The 14,740-nt window shown below is 62.5% G+C and carries 15 protein-coding genes; 13 read left to right on the top strand and 2 right to left on the bottom strand.

Going from position 1 to position 14,740, the window contains the following annotated elements; genetic code table 11:
- The first annotated feature begins 25 nt into the window (after positions 1-25).
- From AADW18_RS08970 to AADW18_RS08940, 7 genes are all read left to right on the top strand, one after another.
- Positions 26-1,789, top strand: coding sequence for a DUF1800 domain-containing protein (locus AADW18_RS08970; RefSeq protein ID WP_337343028.1), 1,764 nt, complete (start codon positions 26-28; stop codon positions 1,787-1,789).
- On the top strand, positions 1,719-2,588 hold the full coding sequence (locus AADW18_RS08965) for a DUF1501 domain-containing protein (protein WP_337343027.1): 870 nt from the start codon (positions 1,719-1,721) through the stop codon (positions 2,586-2,588). The genes AADW18_RS08970 and AADW18_RS08965 overlap by 71 nt, the downstream gene beginning before the upstream one ends.
- 131 nt (positions 2,589-2,719) lie before the next feature.
- A complete protein-coding gene (locus AADW18_RS08960) occupies positions 2,720-3,880 on the top strand; it encodes an AAA family ATPase (protein WP_337343302.1) in 1,161 nt (386 codons plus the stop codon).
- A gap of 238 nt (positions 3,881-4,118) precedes the next feature.
- Positions 4,119-4,412 (top strand): MoaD/ThiS family protein, encoded by a 294-nt coding sequence (locus AADW18_RS08955; protein ID WP_337343026.1) that lies wholly within the window; start codon positions 4,119-4,121, stop codon positions 4,410-4,412.
- 1 nt (position 4,413) lies between these two features.
- Positions 4,414-5,520 (top strand): exo-alpha-sialidase, encoded by a 1,107-nt coding sequence (locus AADW18_RS08950; RefSeq protein WP_337343025.1) that lies wholly within the window; start codon positions 4,414-4,416, stop codon positions 5,518-5,520.
- A 269-nt stretch (positions 5,521-5,789) separates the two neighbouring features.
- On the top strand, positions 5,790-6,365 hold the full coding sequence (locus AADW18_RS08945; RefSeq protein WP_337343024.1) for an OmpA family protein: 576 nt from the start codon (positions 5,790-5,792) through the stop codon (positions 6,363-6,365).
- Between the two features lie 302 nt (positions 6,366-6,667).
- Positions 6,668-7,780, top strand: coding sequence for a hypothetical protein (locus AADW18_RS08940; protein ID WP_337343023.1), 1,113 nt, complete (start codon positions 6,668-6,670; stop codon positions 7,778-7,780).
- 19 nt (positions 7,781-7,799) lie between these two features.
- On the opposite strand, the gene AADW18_RS08935 is transcribed toward AADW18_RS08940, so the two are convergent.
- Entirely contained in the window at positions 7,800-8,021 is a 222-nt protein-coding gene (locus AADW18_RS08935) for an RNA-binding S4 domain-containing protein (protein ID WP_337343022.1), read from the bottom strand.
- Positions 8,022-8,441: 420 nt separating this feature from the next.
- Here AADW18_RS08935 and AADW18_RS08930 point away from each other — a divergent pair, with 420 nt between their 5' ends.
- Positions 8,442-9,473 (top strand): fatty acid desaturase, encoded by a 1,032-nt coding sequence (locus tag AADW18_RS08930; protein ID WP_337343021.1) that lies wholly within the window; start codon positions 8,442-8,444, stop codon positions 9,471-9,473.
- Between the two features lie 207 nt (positions 9,474-9,680).
- Positions 9,681-11,654 carry a DEAD/DEAH box helicase gene (locus tag AADW18_RS08925; RefSeq protein WP_337343020.1) on the top strand — a complete coding sequence of 658 codons (1,974 nt, stop codon included), beginning with the start codon at positions 9,681-9,683 and terminating at the stop codon, positions 11,652-11,654.
- A gap of 465 nt (positions 11,655-12,119) precedes the next feature.
- On the opposite strand, the gene AADW18_RS08920 is transcribed toward AADW18_RS08925, so the two are convergent.
- Positions 12,120-12,395 (bottom strand): hypothetical protein, encoded by a 276-nt coding sequence (locus AADW18_RS08920; protein ID WP_337343019.1) that lies wholly within the window; start codon positions 12,393-12,395, stop codon positions 12,120-12,122.
- Between the two features lie 117 nt (positions 12,396-12,512).
- Between AADW18_RS08920 and AADW18_RS08915 the strand changes: the two genes are divergently transcribed.
- The 4 genes from AADW18_RS08915 to AADW18_RS08900 all read left to right on the top strand — a co-directional run bounded on the left by AADW18_RS08915 (position 12,513) and on the right by AADW18_RS08900 (position 14,633).
- Positions 12,513-12,932, top strand: a complete 420-nt coding sequence (locus tag AADW18_RS08915; RefSeq protein WP_337343018.1) for a hypothetical protein — start codon at positions 12,513-12,515, stop codon at positions 12,930-12,932.
- A 62-nt stretch (positions 12,933-12,994) separates the two neighbouring features.
- Positions 12,995-13,525 carry a hypothetical protein gene (locus AADW18_RS08910; RefSeq protein ID WP_337343017.1) on the top strand — a complete coding sequence of 177 codons (531 nt, stop codon included), beginning with the start codon at positions 12,995-12,997 and terminating at the stop codon, positions 13,523-13,525.
- Positions 13,522-13,836, top strand: coding sequence for a metalloregulator ArsR/SmtB family transcription factor (locus AADW18_RS08905; RefSeq protein ID WP_337343016.1), 315 nt, complete (start codon positions 13,522-13,524; stop codon positions 13,834-13,836). Before AADW18_RS08910 ends, AADW18_RS08905 begins: the two co-directional genes overlap by 4 nt.
- A gap of 77 nt (positions 13,837-13,913) precedes the next feature.
- Positions 13,914-14,633: a pseudouridine synthase gene (locus tag AADW18_RS08900; protein WP_337343015.1), complete on the top strand. Its 720-nt coding sequence runs from the start codon at positions 13,914-13,916 to the stop codon at positions 14,631-14,633.
- The last annotated feature ends 107 nt before the right edge of the window (positions 14,634-14,740 follow it).

Below are 14,740 nucleotides of genomic sequence, written 5' to 3'. Positions count from 1 at the left end.
ATCTTCGGCATTTCGGTGAACCGGCATGATTGCTAGAGAGGCCGTCAGCGCGGCCAATCGTTTCGGGCTTGGCGCCAAGCCCGGCGAATTGGCGAATCTGCGTGATCCACGCGAGTGGTTGCTGGCGCAGTTGCGACATGACAAAACCACGTCGGCATTCGCCGGCCTTCCCGACAGCCTGCAATACCTGCGGTTGGAGAACGACTACCAGCGCGAGCGAGCCGCGGCACGGAAGGCGAACAAGGCGGTGCCGAGACAGAACACCTTCGCGCAGCGTTTTCGCGAAGCGCAGACTCGGGAGCTGGGCCGGCGTTATCGGCTGGCGATCGCAACCGATGCCGGATTCTTCGAGCGTCTGGTGCGCTTCTGGTCCAATCACTTTGCCGTTTCCGTCGATAAGCAGACGTCCGCGCTGTACGCCGCACCGATGGAGCGCGAGGCGATTCGCGTGCACATGCTGGGGCACTTTTCCGATCTCCTGATCGCGGTAGAACAGCATCCCGCGATGCTGCGCTACCTGGACAACGTACGTTCGGCAGGTGAGCAATCGCTTTCCGCACAACGGGCGCGCGAGCGCGCGCTGCGTCGGGGCGATGATGCACCGGCGCGTCGTACCGGCCTCAACGAGAACCTGGCGCGTGAAATTCTGGAGTTGCATACGTTGGGCGTAGATGGCGGCTACTCGCAGGCCGACGTGACCGAGCTGGCAAAAGCGATCACCGGCTGGAGCGTACCGCTACAACAGGACTGGGAGCGCGGTAGTGCGACATCGGCGTTCGTTTTCCGAGCGGCAGCGCACGAAAGTGGAAGTCGTTCGGTGATGGAAAAGCGCTATGCCGAAGCCGGCGAAGCGCAAGGGCGAGCCATTCTGCAGGACCTGGCCCGTCATCCGTCTACCGCCCGTCATCTGTCCTACAAGCTGGCGCGCCACTTCGTCGGCGACGCTCCGCCCGCCGCTTTGGTGGAGCGGCTGGCGAAAACCTGGCTACGCGAGGAAGGCGATCTGCGCGCGGTCTACCGCACACTGATCGGCAGTGCCGAATCCTGGTCGCCGGATGCGCGGAAGTTCAAGACGCCCGATGACTTCGTGGTTTCCGCGATGCGCGCTACCGGCACGACTCCGGATGAACAGCCGCGCCCACTGCTGCAATTACTGACGCGCATGGGGCAACCGCCGTTCAATCCGCGTTCGCCGGCGGGATTCGGCGATACCGCCGATGCATGGAGTGGGCCGGATGCGGTATGGAAGCGGATTCAGGCGGCACAGGCTTTGGCCGAGGCTGCACCGGGCGCACAGCCCGACCCCGTAGCCACCGCTGCCGCTGTATACGGTGGCCATCTGGACGAGCCCACGGGCAGTGCGCTCCGCCGTGCCGAATCGCCACGTGAGGGATTGGCATTGCTGTTCGCCAGCCCCGCCTTCCAATGGAGGACCCGATATGTCCGGCGACTATCCAACTTTGACCCGACGTCGTTTCATCGGCACTGCCGCCGCCATCACCGCGCTGACGTTGTGGCCGCGTGCCAGCCGGGCCGTGCCCGCGGCCGACACACGTCTGCTGGTCGTCCTGTTGCGCGGTGGGTTGGACGGTCTGCATGCGTTGCTACCCGTCGGCGATCCGCACTACGCCAGCTTGCGAGGCGCGCTGGCTCCGCAGAATCCATTGGCGTTGAACACCGACTTCGCACTGCATCCATCGCTGGAGTTTTCGCACGCCTTGTTTGGGCGAAAACAGTGGCTGCCGGTGGTGGCGGTGGCGCCGCCGTACCGGCAACGCTCGCATTTTGAAGCGCAGGATTGCCTGGAGAACGGCACTGCACAGGCGAGCGGCGCATCCACCGGCTGGCTCAACCGCTGCGCTGCTGCGATGAGCGGCACCCAAGCCCTGTCCATCACCGCGGTGATGCCACTGATCCTGCGCGGACCGGGCGACGCGACGACGTGGTCGCCGCCGTTGCCTGAAGACGTCAATCCCATCCTGCTGCAACGACTGCAGGCGCTGTACGCCGCGGATCCGACACTCGCGGCTCCCTTTGCCAAAGCGGTTGAAGCACAAGGAATGGCGGCGGGCGGCGGTACCGGACGGTTGCCGCAGGCGATGGGAGCGGCCGCGGATTTCATGGCAAAAACGGATGGGCCGCGGCTCGGCTTCGTCGAGAACACCGGTTGGGACACGCACAGCAATCAGGCCGCCACGCTGACGCGCAAGCTGAAGGAGCTCGATGAAGGCCTGCGTGCGTTCCACGACCGCGCTTCTTCCATCTGGAACAAGACCGTGGTGATGGTGGTGACCGAGTTCGGCACAACCGCCGCGGTCAACGGTACCGGCGGTACCGACCATGGCACCGGGACGCTGGCGATGCTGGCCGGCGGCGCCGTGGCGGGAGGACGCATCGCAGGCGACTGGCCCGGCCTGGCGCCCGATGCACTCAACGAGCGTCGTGACCTGCGCGCCACTACCGACTTGCGCAGTGTTTTTAAAGGCGTGCTGGCGACGCATATGCAAGTTGCCAATGGCAAGCTCAGCAGTCAGGTGTTTCCTGATAGCAAGCAGGTGCCGGTGTTGCGCGATCTGTTGGTTTCTTGATTCGGCTGCTTTAGGTATGGAGCATATGTAGGAGCGGCGTCCCGCCGCGAGCTCCTCCCGACTTATCCGCGAAAGCCAAACCCAGGCGCGCCGGGTTGCCGCCCTCCGGCAACCATGTTGTCATCGCCGCCATGCTGACGACACTCGCAATTGCCAACTACCGTTCGCTGCGCGAACTGGTTCTGCCAATGGGCCGGCTGAATCTGGTCACCGGCGCCAATGGCAGCGGCAAGTCCAACCTGTACCGTGCACTGCGGTTGTTGGCGGAAACCGCGCAAGGCGGCGTGGTGCCGGCGCTTGCACGTGAAGGCGGCTTGCCTTCCACACTGTGGGCGGGGCCGGAGAGCATCAGTCCGCGCATGCAGCGTGGCGAAGTGCCGATCGAAGGCGGACCACGGCGCGAACCGGTCTCGCTGCGGATGGGATTTGCCGGTGAGGACTTCGGCTACGCGATAGACATGGGATTGCCGACACCTTCACGTTCCCTGTTCGCGTTGGACCCAGAGATCAAGCGTGAGTGCATCTGGAGCGGCCCGTTCCTGCGCAGCGCGAATCTGCTGGTCGATCGCCGTGGGCCCGTGGCGCGCGTGCGCGAGGGGCGTGGTTGGCGCATCGTCGCCGAACACTTGAGCGGTTTCGATAGTGTGTTCGGCCAGATCGCCGATCCGCAGCACGCGCCGGAAGTATTGCTGCTGCGCGAAACCATTCGCGGCTGGCGTTTCTATGATCACTTCCGTTCCGATGCCGATGCGCCGGCTCGATTGCCACAACTGGGAACACGTACTACCGCGCTCAGCCATGACGGCCGCGATCTCGCAGCGGCGTGGCAGACGATCCTGGAGATCGGCGATGCACAGGCGTTGCGTGAATCCGTATCCGACGCGTTTCCCGGAGCCTCGGTACAGGTAGTCACCAACGATGGCCGCTTCGGATTGGAATTCAGTCAGCACGGATTGTTGCGGCCACTGTCGGCCAGCGAGTTGTCCGATGGCACGCTGCGTTATCTGCTGTGGGTGGCAGCGCTGCACACGCCGCGCCCGCCGCCGCTGATGGTGCTCAACGAACCAGAGACCAGCCTGCACCCCGATCTGTTGCCCGCGCTGGCGCGCCTGATCGCACAAGCATCCCGGCGGACTCAGGTGTGGGTGGTATCGCACGCCTCACGATTGATCGCAGCGCTGGAAGAGAGCGACGACTGCAACACCATCCGATTGGAAAAGGAATTCAGCCAGACGCGCGTGATCGGTCAAGGCATGTTGGATCAACCGCCCTGGCATTGGGCGGAGCGGTGAGTGCGGAGCAGGGAATGGGGAAGTTTTTGCTTTCGCCCCCTTTTTTAAAGGGGGCTACGGGGGATTTGCTGTTTGTCTTTAGGAGAGCAACAGCAACAGCAAATCCCCCTTTTGAAAAAGGGGAGGCGCAAGAGCCTTCTATTCCCCATTCCCCACTCTCAGTATTGCCGCAGTGCGCCTTTGCCGCTGTTCGCCGGCGGCGTATGCTCCGCGCTTCGCTGGGCGGCGGGTGAAGTCCATGGCCAAGGTAATGCTGGCATCATCGCTGACGCGCTGGTTGCCGGAGGCAGAGCGCGGGGCGCAGGGCGAGCTGTCGGTGGAAGTGGACGGCGACACTGTCGATCAGGCGCTGGATTCTCTATTTCTTTTGCATCCCTCGCTGCGTGGCTACGTGCTGGATGAACAAGGCACGGTGCGTCATCACGTCGCGGTGATCGTGGACGGCGAAGCGATCCGCGACAAACGTAATCTCGGGCAGCCGCTGGGCGAACGCGGCGAGCTTTACATCATGCAGGCACTTTCGGGAGGTTGATATGTCCGACCGGTTGTTGGTATCCACGCGCAAGGGCTTGTTCGTGCTGCAACGCGAGGCCGAAGCCTGGCGCATCGAACGGGAAGCGTTCCTGGGCGACAACGTCGCCGTGACGCTCGCCGATCCGCGCGACGGCAATTGGTATGCCGCGCTGGATCTGGGGCATTTCGGCGGCAAGCTGCATCGTTCGCGCGATCAAGGCCAGACCTGGGAAGAGATCGCCGTGCCCGCTTATGGCGAAGGAGACCAGGTGGTTACCGGCGACGGCAAACCGCCGCAGCCGGCGACCTTGCGTTTGATCTGGTCGTTGGAGGCCGGCGGCGCAACCGAGCCCGGACGCCTGTGGGCAGGCACGATTCCCGGTGGCTTGTTTCGTTCCGATGACTACGGCCAGAGTTGGCAGCTGGTGCGCTCGTTGTGGGATCGCCCCGAGCGCAACGAATGGTTCGGTGGCGGCTACGATCAGCCCGGTATTCATTCCATCTGCGTGGATCCGCGTGACTCGCGTTGCATACGTATCGCTATCTCCAGCGGTGGCGTCTGGCGCAGCGATGATGCGGGCGAGACGTGGACGCAAACCGCCGATGGGATGTTCGCAGCCTATTGGCCGGGTGAACGCGCGCGTGACCCCAACATCCAGGACGTGCATCGGCTGGTGCAATGCCGCGATGCGCCCGATCACTTCTGGGCCCAGCACCACAACGCGGTATTTCGCAGTACCCACGGTGGCGGCCAATGGCAGGACGTCCCCGACGTGTCGCCGTCCGTATTCGGATTCGCGGTAGCGGTGCATCCGCGCAGTCCCGGGACCGCCTGGTTTGTGCCGGCCGTCAAGGACGAACGCCGCTTCCCGGTCGATGCCCGCTTGGTGGTCGCACGCACGCGCGATGGCGGTGCCAGCTTCGAAACGCTGACCGAAGGGCTGCCGCAAATGCCCGCCTATGATCTGGTCTATCGCCATGGATTGGCGGTCGACAGCAGCGGCGATCGACTGGCGTTCGGCTCCACCACCGGGGGCCTGTGGACCAGTGACGACCAAGGCGATCACTGGCAGCCATTGCCGGCGCGGTTGCCGCCGATACATGCGGTCAGCTTCGTGAGCGTGTGAAGGACCACTGCGTCATTGGTGCAACGCAATGCGCAGATCGGGCAAGACGTGGGAAGGCAAGTTGTTGATCTGTCGAAACTGCCGTCACATGCGTTCTGTTTTGTGCACGTCATGTGCAGAAGCAAAACGCAAAACCCGCTGAACAGCCGTTTACGATTTTCACATGATGTCCCTCACCGATACGGGAGATTCGCGCCAGCAGCGCTTTCCCGACGACGTGGGTCCCTGCCTGCGCGCTGCCGCGCAGGGATCGAAGTGAGGAGTTATTCATGGCAAGCAGAACGTCCCGCAACGCCTTACTCGCCGTAAGTCTGTTGACCGTGGCCTTGAGCGGTTGCTCCAACTACATCAAGCGCGACGAATTCGATAGCACCATCGCCGATCTGCGCGCCACTGATCAGCGTTTGCAATCGCAGCTCGATACGCTATCGCAGAAACATGACGCGCTGGTTACCCAATTGGCCGGCCGCACACGTGTGGAAACCGGTGCCCATTTCGCCACGGGTGACGCCACCTTGAGCGAACAGGACAAGCCGCTGCTGGACGATTTCGCCCGGGTCATCCGGGAAAGCCACTCCGACGCCGTGATCACGGTGGAAGGCTTCGCCGATCCGGCCGGTTCCACCGCGTTCAACCGTCGTCTCGGCCAGCGTCGCGCCGAAGCCATTCGCGACCATCTGGTCAGCGCGGGCTTGTCCGCCGAACAGGTGCGGGCGGTTAGCTACGGTGAGGACAAGAACCGCCTGGTGCGTCCGGGTGCCACCGGTGAGGCCGGTCGCGACAACCGCCGCGTGTCGCTGGTAGTGGATTACGCCGGTACGCCGCGTAGTACGGCGGCGATGTAATCAGGCAAGTTGCTGGTCCGGTGCGATCTGTTCGGTCGTGCCGGACCTTGCGGTCTTCTTTTTTGCCGCGGCGTCTGGTTGATGAAGCCAATTCGACCCAGGTTGAGTGTCGTATCGCCGCTGTATTGCCTGTCTCGTTGCGTCCCCGTCGCAGCAGGGTGACGCAACCGGCGGCCTGAGGCTGTCTTCCAGGCCCTTTCGTCGTATTTATCCCAGGTTGGATACGCCCGGGACTTTGACACTAGACTACTCGGCGACCCCCAAGACAACGCAGCGCCCCGGACTGGCGCTGCGGGATTTTGATGCCCCGGATATCGATCTCGCGCCTGTGCACTATCTGCTTCCTGCTGGCCCTGAGCCTGGGGCTGTCGGCGTGTGGTGGGCGCCCGTCCGCCGACGAGGCTTCTGACGCACAAGCGCAGGCGCCGACAACGGAAGAAGACGCGCAGGCCGCCAACGGTGCGGTTTCCACCGCGCCTGTTCAGGAACTGCCGGTCAAGCCACCGGCACCCCCGGAGCGGATGCCGACCGACTGGCCACTGGCCAAGCTGGGGTCCGGCGAAGCGCTGGTCAGCTGTGAAACCGACTACGCCGCCGAAGGTGACGGCGAACCGTTGGAATCGCTGGCTTTCTTCAGCGTGGTGGATGCCTTGTCGCCGTGCCAGGAGAGTGGGGTCGTACGGGTCCGTTATGAGGGCAAGATCGCCGATGGCTTCACCGACCTGGTGATCCGGGTGGCGGATGTCGCCGACCGCATGGGCATAGACAAGCGCATCCTGGATATCGACTCGGCGGGCGGTCAGGTCGAGGATGCGATCAAGGCCGGTGACGCGATCGGCGCTTCGCGCTGGAGCATCTGGGTACGGGAAGACTCCGTTTGCCACAGCGCCTGCGTGTTCGTGCTGGGCGCCGGAGATAACCGCCTGATCTCCGGCAAGGTGGGCATCCACCGCATCATCCGCATGAGTTCCACCGCCACAACACGTTCCGAGCTCAATGAGGAATTGCGCGGGGTGTATTCGCGGGTGAAGGACTACCTGGCGCGTAACGGTGTGGCCGTTGCCGTAGCCGACCTGATGATGACCGTGCCGAACCGCAAGCTGCGGTTGCTGGGCAAAACGGAGTTGCAGGAATACGGGTTGGACGGCACCAACGCCGCGCAGGACGATCTCGATCGCCTGCAACTGATGCGCCGTTGCGGCGAGGCCTTCGTACAACGCAAGGACGCCTTCATCCGGGCGTTCGACACCGACTGCAAAGCGTCGGGCGCCGAGCTGGACCAGATGCAGGCCTGCGGATTGGCGCTGCGCGAACGCTTCGATTTTCCGGATAGCCGGTGCCCGGCCGACAGCCCGTTCGCGGAGTTTGATCGCGAGAAGAAAGACGAGAAAAAAGAAACGGCCGGATTGCCGTAGGCCATCGCCGTGAAGTGCTTTAGCCGGCGGCGATCACCCTGATCTCCACATCGTCCAGAACCACTGTCTGGCCTGCGCGGATCTTGCAGGTCTTGCGCAGCTCCACCTGGCCGTCGACCAGCACTTCACCGCTGGCGACGATCGCTTTCCCAGCACCGCCGCTGTCGCACAGACCCACCAGCTTAAGGAGCTGATTGAGCTCCACGTGTTCGCGTTCTAGCTCGAATTCGATAGTTTGCATGTGGGCAGTGTAGCGAGGAGCAGAAAGCAGCAGGAGGACGCGGAAGGCAGAAGGTAGAAGCAGAGAGGCTCCGCTTTACCTCCCCTCTATCAAAGCTTTACCTCCCCCTTTATCAAAGGGGGACTGAGGGGAATTTGCTTTTGCTTTTAAAGCAAGCAAAAGCAAATCCCCCGTAGCCCCCTTTAAAAAGGGGGCGAAAGCCTGAGCCTTCCCAACTTCACCTTCCACCTTCCACCTCTTCCGCCGCTACACCCATTTACGTACCTCTAGATCTGAACAGTCAGTCATTTTCGGCCGCGAACAATCACATCGGTCACAAATTCCGCGTGAAATATGACTGCCGCCGGTCGGGAAGTCGGCCGTACGCTAGCGAACGTCATCTGGGTAGCGGAGAATCGGCTCATTCCACGGAGATATTCCTTGAGCGCTGCCCCTACGCTGCCCAATCCTGCCGCACAACTGCGCAAGCTATGCGCTCAGTTCGCCAAGCCCAAGCTTAGCCATGCCATCTGGCAACTCATCAACACACTGCCGCCTCTGCTGACCATCTGGGCATTGATGGCCTGGAGCGTGGTGGCGGAATGGGGCTACGGCTGGACATTGCTGATGGCGATACCCGCGGCGGGCTTCTACGTGCGCTTGTTCATCATCCAGCACGACTGCGGCCATGGTTCGTTCTTCGCCAGCAGTCGCGCCAATGATCTGGTCGGCCGCTGCCTGGGGCTGATCACTCTGTTTCCTTACGGATACTGGAAGAAGACCCACGCCATTCACCACGGCACGTCCGGAAACCTGGACCGCCGTGAAATCGGCGATATCGAAACGCTGACCGTAGCCGAATACGAAGCGCGTTCCTGGTTCGGCCGCCTGTGCTATCGCTTCTATCGCAGCACGCCGGTGCTGCTGGGCATCGGGCCGCTTTATCAGTTCGTCATCAAGCACCGTTTTCCGTTCGACCTGCCTTTCAGCTGGAAGAAAGAGTGGGCCAGCGTGATGGCCAACAATCTGATGCTCGCCGTCACCGTGCTGGCGATGGGTTTCGCTATCGGCTGGCACACCGTGTTCCTGGTGCATCTGCCCATCGTGCTGATCGCCGGTGCGGTTGGCGTATGGCTGTTCTACGTGCAGCACACTTTCGAAGGCGCGTACTGGACCAACAAGGAAGAATGGGACGCCGGCAAAGCCGCCATCGCAGGCAGTTCCTTCTTCGACCTGCCACGCGTGCTGCATTGGTTCACCGGCAATATCGGCTATCACCACATTCACCATCTGGCTGCTCGCATTCCGAACTACCGCTTGCGGGAAGCGTTCGAATCCAGCGAGCTGCTGCAGGCGGCGCCGCGGCTGACCTTGTGGACCAGTCTGAAATGCGCACGACTGAAGCTGTGGGACGAAGAAGGCCAGCAGATGGTCGGGTTCGGCCGCAGGACACGGACGACCGCTTCGGTTTGATCCCACGGGCCAGGGCTTTCGCGCGAAAGCCTGGCCAACGGTCAGCAGCAGGCGATTCCCGGCAGATTGGTATCCCGGCAGGCGCCGGCAGTGCCTTGAAAGCGTGTCAGTAGCTCCCTGAGTTCATCTTCAGGGCGACAGGGAGGGGGCTAAAAGCGCACAATACGCTGCTTGCGTGCGCACTCCGCGACGCCTCGGAGTCCTCCCATGTCTGCTGAAATCAACCCAACACCTCTCCTCTTTGCCGATTTAGGCCTGTCCGCTGCCGTGATGGGGGCGGTCAACGAAGTTGGCTACGAATCCCCATCGCCCATTCAGGCGGCGACCATTCCGACCTTGCTGGCCGGCAAGGACCTGCTGGGCCAGGCCCAGACGGGCACCGGCAAGACCGCCGCCTTCGCGTTGCCGATCCTGTCGCGGCTGAAGCTGGACCAAAAGAAGCCACAAGCGCTGGTGCTGGCTCCGACCCGTGAACTGGCCATCCAGGTGGCGGAAGCGTTCCAGCGTTACGCCCACAAGATCCCCGGTTTCAACGTGCTGCCGATCTACGGCGGCCAGGGCTATGCGCCGCAGCTGCAGGCGCTCAAGCGCGGTGTGCACGTGGTGGTGGGAACGCCGGGCCGGGTCATCGACCATCTGGAACGCGGCACCCTGGACTTGTCCGAACTGACCACGCTGGTGCTGGACGAAGCCGACGAAATGCTGCGCATGGGCTTCATCGACGACGTCGAGACCGTACTCAAGAAGACCCCCGAAGCGCGCCAGGTCGCGCTGTTCTCGGCCACCATGCCGGCGGCCATCCGCCGCATCGCGCAAACCTACCTGCGCGAGCCGGCCGAGGTCACCATCACCGCCAAGACCACGACCGCGACCAATATCCGTCAGCGGTACTGGTTCGTCAGCGGCATGCACAAACTGGATGCATTGACCCGGATCCTGGAAGCCGAACCTTTCGAAGCGATGATCATCTTCGCCCGCACCAAGGCGGCGACCGATGAACTGGCCGGCAAGCTGCAGGCGCGAGGTTTGGCGGCGGCGGCGATCAATGGCGACATCCAGCAGGCGCAGCGCGAAAAGACCATCCAGCAGTTGAAGGACGGAAAACTTGATGTGCTGGTAGCCACCGACGTGGCCGCGCGCGGTCTGGACGTGGAGCGCATCAGCCATGTCCTGAACTTCGACATTCCGTACGACACCGAAAGCTACGTGCACCGGATCGGCCGCACCGGGCGTGCTGGCCGTAGCGGCGAGGCGATCCTGTTCGTCACCCCGCGCGAGAAAGGCATGCTGCGCGCCATCGAACGCGCTACCCGCCAGCCGATCGAAGAGATGCAGTTGCCCAGCGTGGAAGCGGTCAACGACAAGCGCGTGGCCAAGTTCCTGGGGCGCATCACCGATACGCTGGCAGCGAACGAAGCCGGCGAGTACCGCAGCCTGATCGAAGGTTACGAGCGCGAGCACAACGTGCCAGCGGTCGACATCGCCGCCGCGCTGGCGAAATTGCTGCAGGGCGATACGCCTTTGTTGCTGTCGCCCGAACGTGCACCCGCGCGCCGCGAAAGCTTCGAGAAGCCCGCGGGACGTTTCGATCGTCCACAGCGCGACGAACGTCCGTCTCGCGAAGAGCGCCCGAGGCGTCGTGACGATGCGCCGTTCGAGCGTCCCGCTCGCACTTTCGACAAACCGGCAGCACCGCGCGAGCATTCGCGCATCGAGCGCCCTGAATTCGAACGCACCGAACGCCCGCGCGCCGACAAGCCGCCACGCGGCGAAGCGGAAGTGGGCATGGAAACTTTCCGCATTGAAGTTGGCCACGTCCACGGCGTGAAGCCGAACAATATCGTCGGCGCCATCGCCAACGAGGCCGGACTGGAAAGCCGCTATATCGGTCGCATCGATATCCACGACGACTACACCATGCTGGATTTGCCGGAAGGCATGCCGCGTGAAGTGCTGACGCATCTGAAGAAGGTGTGGGTGTCCGGCCAGCAGTTGCGTATCCACAAGGCGGGCGAGGACGCCGGCGAAGCACCGCCGCGCCGCTTCGGTCCGGGTGCGGGCAAGCCCGCCGGAAAGTCATTTGGGAAAGCAGCACCTGGGAAACCAGGTGGCTTCAAAGGCGCGCCCAAACCGCACGCCGCCAAACCGCACCGTAAAGGCCCGCCCAAGCCGCACGAATGATGCGGCGATAGAAGCGGAAGCGAAGAGCTCGCGCCGAGACGGCGCTCCTACAAAAAGCGGGTTGTAACCCCTTGTAGGAGCGGCGTCCCCGCCGCGAGCTCTTCCGTCAAATCGCGAAAAGCAGAAGAGCTCGCGCCGAGATGGCGCTCCTACGAAAAGCGGGTTGTAGCCCCTGTAGGAGCGGCGTCCCCGCCGCGAGCTCTTTCCGTGAGATCGCGATAAAAGCAAGAAGAGCTCGCGCCGAGACGGCGCTCCTACAGAAAAACCGGTTGTAGCCCCTGTAGGAGCGGCGTCCCCGCCGCGAGCTCTTCCCGTCAGATCGCGATAAAAGCAAGAAGAGCTCGCGCCGAGACGGCGCTCCTACAGAAAAACCGGTTGTAGCCTCTGTAGGAGCGGCGTCCCCGCCGCGAGCTCTTCCCGTCAGATCGCGATAAAAGCATAAGAGCTCGCGCCGAGACGGCGCTCCTACAGAAAAACCGGTTGTCGCCCCTGTAGGAGCGGCGTCCGCCGAGACGGCATCCCCAGCGAGTGTCCGAACAGCAGCACCGCCGCGGTGGAGACCAAGAATAGCGCTATGCCGCTCCAGCTGGAGTTCAGTGCACCGCCCACCACGGCACCCAGCGTCATGGCAATGAACCAGAGCGATCTCACGGGCTCCCATGCGACGTCTCCGTAGGTGACGCTGCGTTGGGGATCCGTGCGGACGCGGTGGTCTTTCAGGCTTTCCGGCAGGGCATTCATCGAATCTCCAATGCATGGGATCAGCGATAGCGGCGGGGTAGGGCTTGACATCCGCGTTTAATATATTAACAATATAGTTAAATATGCAATAGACTAATTCAACACAGGAGAAGGACCATGACGCTGCACATCAGTTATCTGCTGTACCTGGGCATCTCGATCGGCATGACGATCTGGGTGGCACGCACGCTGTCGAAGAACGGAGAAGTCTTCCTGGTGAAATGCTTCGGACAGGATGAGGTGCTGGCCAAGTCGACCAATCATCTGCTGGTGGTTGGGTTCTACCTGATCAATATCGGCTTCATCGCCATGCGGCTGGATGGCTGGGACGCACAGAAAGCGGTGACGTCGATGATTCCGTACGTTGGCAGCAAAATCGGCTTGTCGGTGCTGGTGCTGGGCGGCATGCACTTCTTCAACATGCTGATGATCTCTCGCTACGGACGCACGGTGGCCAGTTGGGCGTCCGATAACCGGAGTACGCAGCAGGCATCGGAACCGCGCGGCATTCCGCCCATTCCCGCCGGGCAGCGTTGAATCGCATGCCTCGACTTTCCATGCAGACGGCCGAAAGCGCGCCTCGGCCTGGAGGAAATCAGATGATGCCGCTCCTTTCGGCGGTACTGGCCGCCACTCTGGCCGCTCCGCTACTGGTGTCGCTATATGTCTATGTGCTGATCGGGACTTTTCACCCGAAGGGAGCGCTGCTGCTCATCATGATGCTCGTCCTGGTGTCTCTGGCCCATGTGCTGCTACTGGGATTGCCGGCATTCTTTGCCTTGCGCTGGCGGGGTTGGTTGCAAACTCGCATGATCGTGGCGGCGGGGCTGCTTGCCGGCGCCCTGCCGATGGGGGTGATCACCTGGCCGTATCCGCTGAGCCAGCCATATCCGTATTCGAGTTCAGGTATGTGGCATGGCAGGCAGGTTGATTTCATTGCCGATGGACTGCCGACGATGTTCGGCTGGTTCAGCTATCTGGAAGGTGTGGCAACATTCGGTTTATTGGGCGTGGTTAGCGCGCTGGCGTTCTGGTTCACCTGGTTATATTCCCAACGTGTCGGAGCCTTTCCGCATTCCACCCGTAATTTCGAGACGATAAGCGGGTTTCCTGATCCGCAGATGAAATGAGTACAGACAAGATTTTCGAAGCCCTGGCTTCTTCGCCACGGCGCCAGATATTGGCCTACCTGTCCGAGCAGGAGTTGCCGGCGGGCGATATTGCCGCGCGTTTCGAAATGAGCGCACCGGCGATATCGCGTCACCTGGCCGTCCTTGAGAACGCGGGACTGATCGTCGGCGAGCGCCGCGGCCAGTTCGTGGTTTACAAGCTGGTGCCGGACAATCTGGTCAATACGCTGAGCCAGTTCGCGTTCGAGATATGCCCCGTGGGCGGCCCGCTCAAGCGCGAAGCGCGCAAGGCGAAAAAGACCGCCGGATAAGCCGCCGAGGGCCGCAGCATTCCCGTCAGCTGCACGATATACCTGCATGCCCGGCGGCAATCGCCGATAATGGCGGGATGACCACTCGCCTCAACAAGCACATCGCCGAAACCGGCTTCTGTTCGCGCCGCGAGGCCGACCGTCTGATCGCCGAACGGCGCGTCACCGTCAATAACCTGCCGGCCGGCATGGGTGCCGTGGTGGGAGAGGGCGACGAGGTGAAGGTCGACGGCCAGCCCCTGCGCGTGCGCAACAAGCGCGCAGGCGGTCGCAAGCATGTCTATATCGTCCTCAACAAGCCGGTGGGTATCACCTGCACCACCGAGACGGCGGTGAGCGGCAACATCATCGACTTCATCGGTCATCAGGAGCGCATCTTTCCGATCGGACGCCTGGACAAGGATTCAGAAGGCCTGATCCTGTTGACCAGCAACGGCAATATCGTCAACGAGATCCTGCGCGCCGAGAACCGGCACGAGAAGGAATACCTGGTTGCGGTCAATCGCCCGGTCACCGACGAGTTCCTGCGCGGCATGGCGCGCGGCGTGCCCATCCACGGCAAGAACACCTTGCCTTGCCGGACCGGCAAGATCGCCAAGTTCGGTTTTCGCATCGTGCTGACCCAGGGGCTGAACCGGCAGATCCGATTGATGGCGGCTGCCTTCGATTTCCGTGTGACCCAATTGCGCCGCGTGCGTATCGACAACATCAAACTGGGCGCATTGAAGCCAGGTCAATGGCGCAATCTCACCGATCAGGAACTGCAGGGCCTGCTGCCGCAACAGCAAGAGTGGTGAACCGGGCGAGGAGTGAAGCGGAATCCCACCGGCTCGCCAAGTGGCGCGTGTTTGATCTTCGTCAATAGCCCGCTCGTTGCAGCAGGCGTATTCTTCAGGCCGAAAGG

It is taken from the genome of Pseudoxanthomonas sp. CCNWLY206-1, assembly GCF_039710385.1.
In the GTDB taxonomy this organism is placed as follows: Bacteria; Pseudomonadota; Gammaproteobacteria; order Xanthomonadales; family Xanthomonadaceae; genus Pseudoxanthomonas_A.
The sequence above is the reverse complement of the archived record's forward strand: the minus strand, read 5'-3'. Positions and strand labels throughout refer to the sequence as shown.

What these genes read in the sequence shown, in the direction of transcription:
- AADW18_RS08970 (WP_337343028.1), top strand. Translation starts at nt 26, where the DNA reads ATGATTGCTAGAGAGGCCGTCAGCGCGGCCAATCGTTTCGGGCTTGGC.
- AADW18_RS08960 (WP_337343302.1), top strand. Translation starts at nt 2,720, where the DNA reads ATGCTGACGACACTCGCAATTGCCAACTACCGTTCGCTGCGCGAACTG.
- AADW18_RS08955 (WP_337343026.1), top strand. Translation starts at nt 4,119, where the DNA reads ATGGCCAAGGTAATGCTGGCATCATCGCTGACGCGCTGGTTGCCGGAG.
- AADW18_RS08950 (WP_337343025.1), top strand. Translation starts at nt 4,414, where the DNA reads ATGTCCGACCGGTTGTTGGTATCCACGCGCAAGGGCTTGTTCGTGCTG.
- AADW18_RS08945 (WP_337343024.1), top strand. Translation starts at nt 5,790, where the DNA reads ATGGCAAGCAGAACGTCCCGCAACGCCTTACTCGCCGTAAGTCTGTTG.
- AADW18_RS08940 (WP_337343023.1), top strand. Translation starts at nt 6,668, where the DNA reads ATGCCCCGGATATCGATCTCGCGCCTGTGCACTATCTGCTTCCTGCTG.
- AADW18_RS08935 (WP_337343022.1), bottom strand. Translation starts at nt 8,021, where the DNA reads ATGCAAACTATCGAATTCGAGCTAGAACGCGAACACGTGGAGCTCAAT.
- AADW18_RS08925 (WP_337343020.1), top strand. Translation starts at nt 9,681, where the DNA reads ATGTCTGCTGAAATCAACCCAACACCTCTCCTCTTTGCCGATTTAGGC.
- AADW18_RS08920 (WP_337343019.1), bottom strand. Translation starts at nt 12,395, where the DNA reads ATGAATGCCCTGCCGGAAAGCCTGAAAGACCACCGCGTCCGCACGGAT.
- AADW18_RS08915 (WP_337343018.1), top strand. Translation starts at nt 12,513, where the DNA reads ATGACGCTGCACATCAGTTATCTGCTGTACCTGGGCATCTCGATCGGC.
- AADW18_RS08910 (WP_337343017.1), top strand. Translation starts at nt 12,995, where the DNA reads ATGATGCCGCTCCTTTCGGCGGTACTGGCCGCCACTCTGGCCGCTCCG.
- AADW18_RS08905 (WP_337343016.1), top strand. Translation starts at nt 13,522, where the DNA reads ATGAGTACAGACAAGATTTTCGAAGCCCTGGCTTCTTCGCCACGGCGC.
- AADW18_RS08900 (WP_337343015.1), top strand. Translation starts at nt 13,914, where the DNA reads ATGACCACTCGCCTCAACAAGCACATCGCCGAAACCGGCTTCTGTTCG.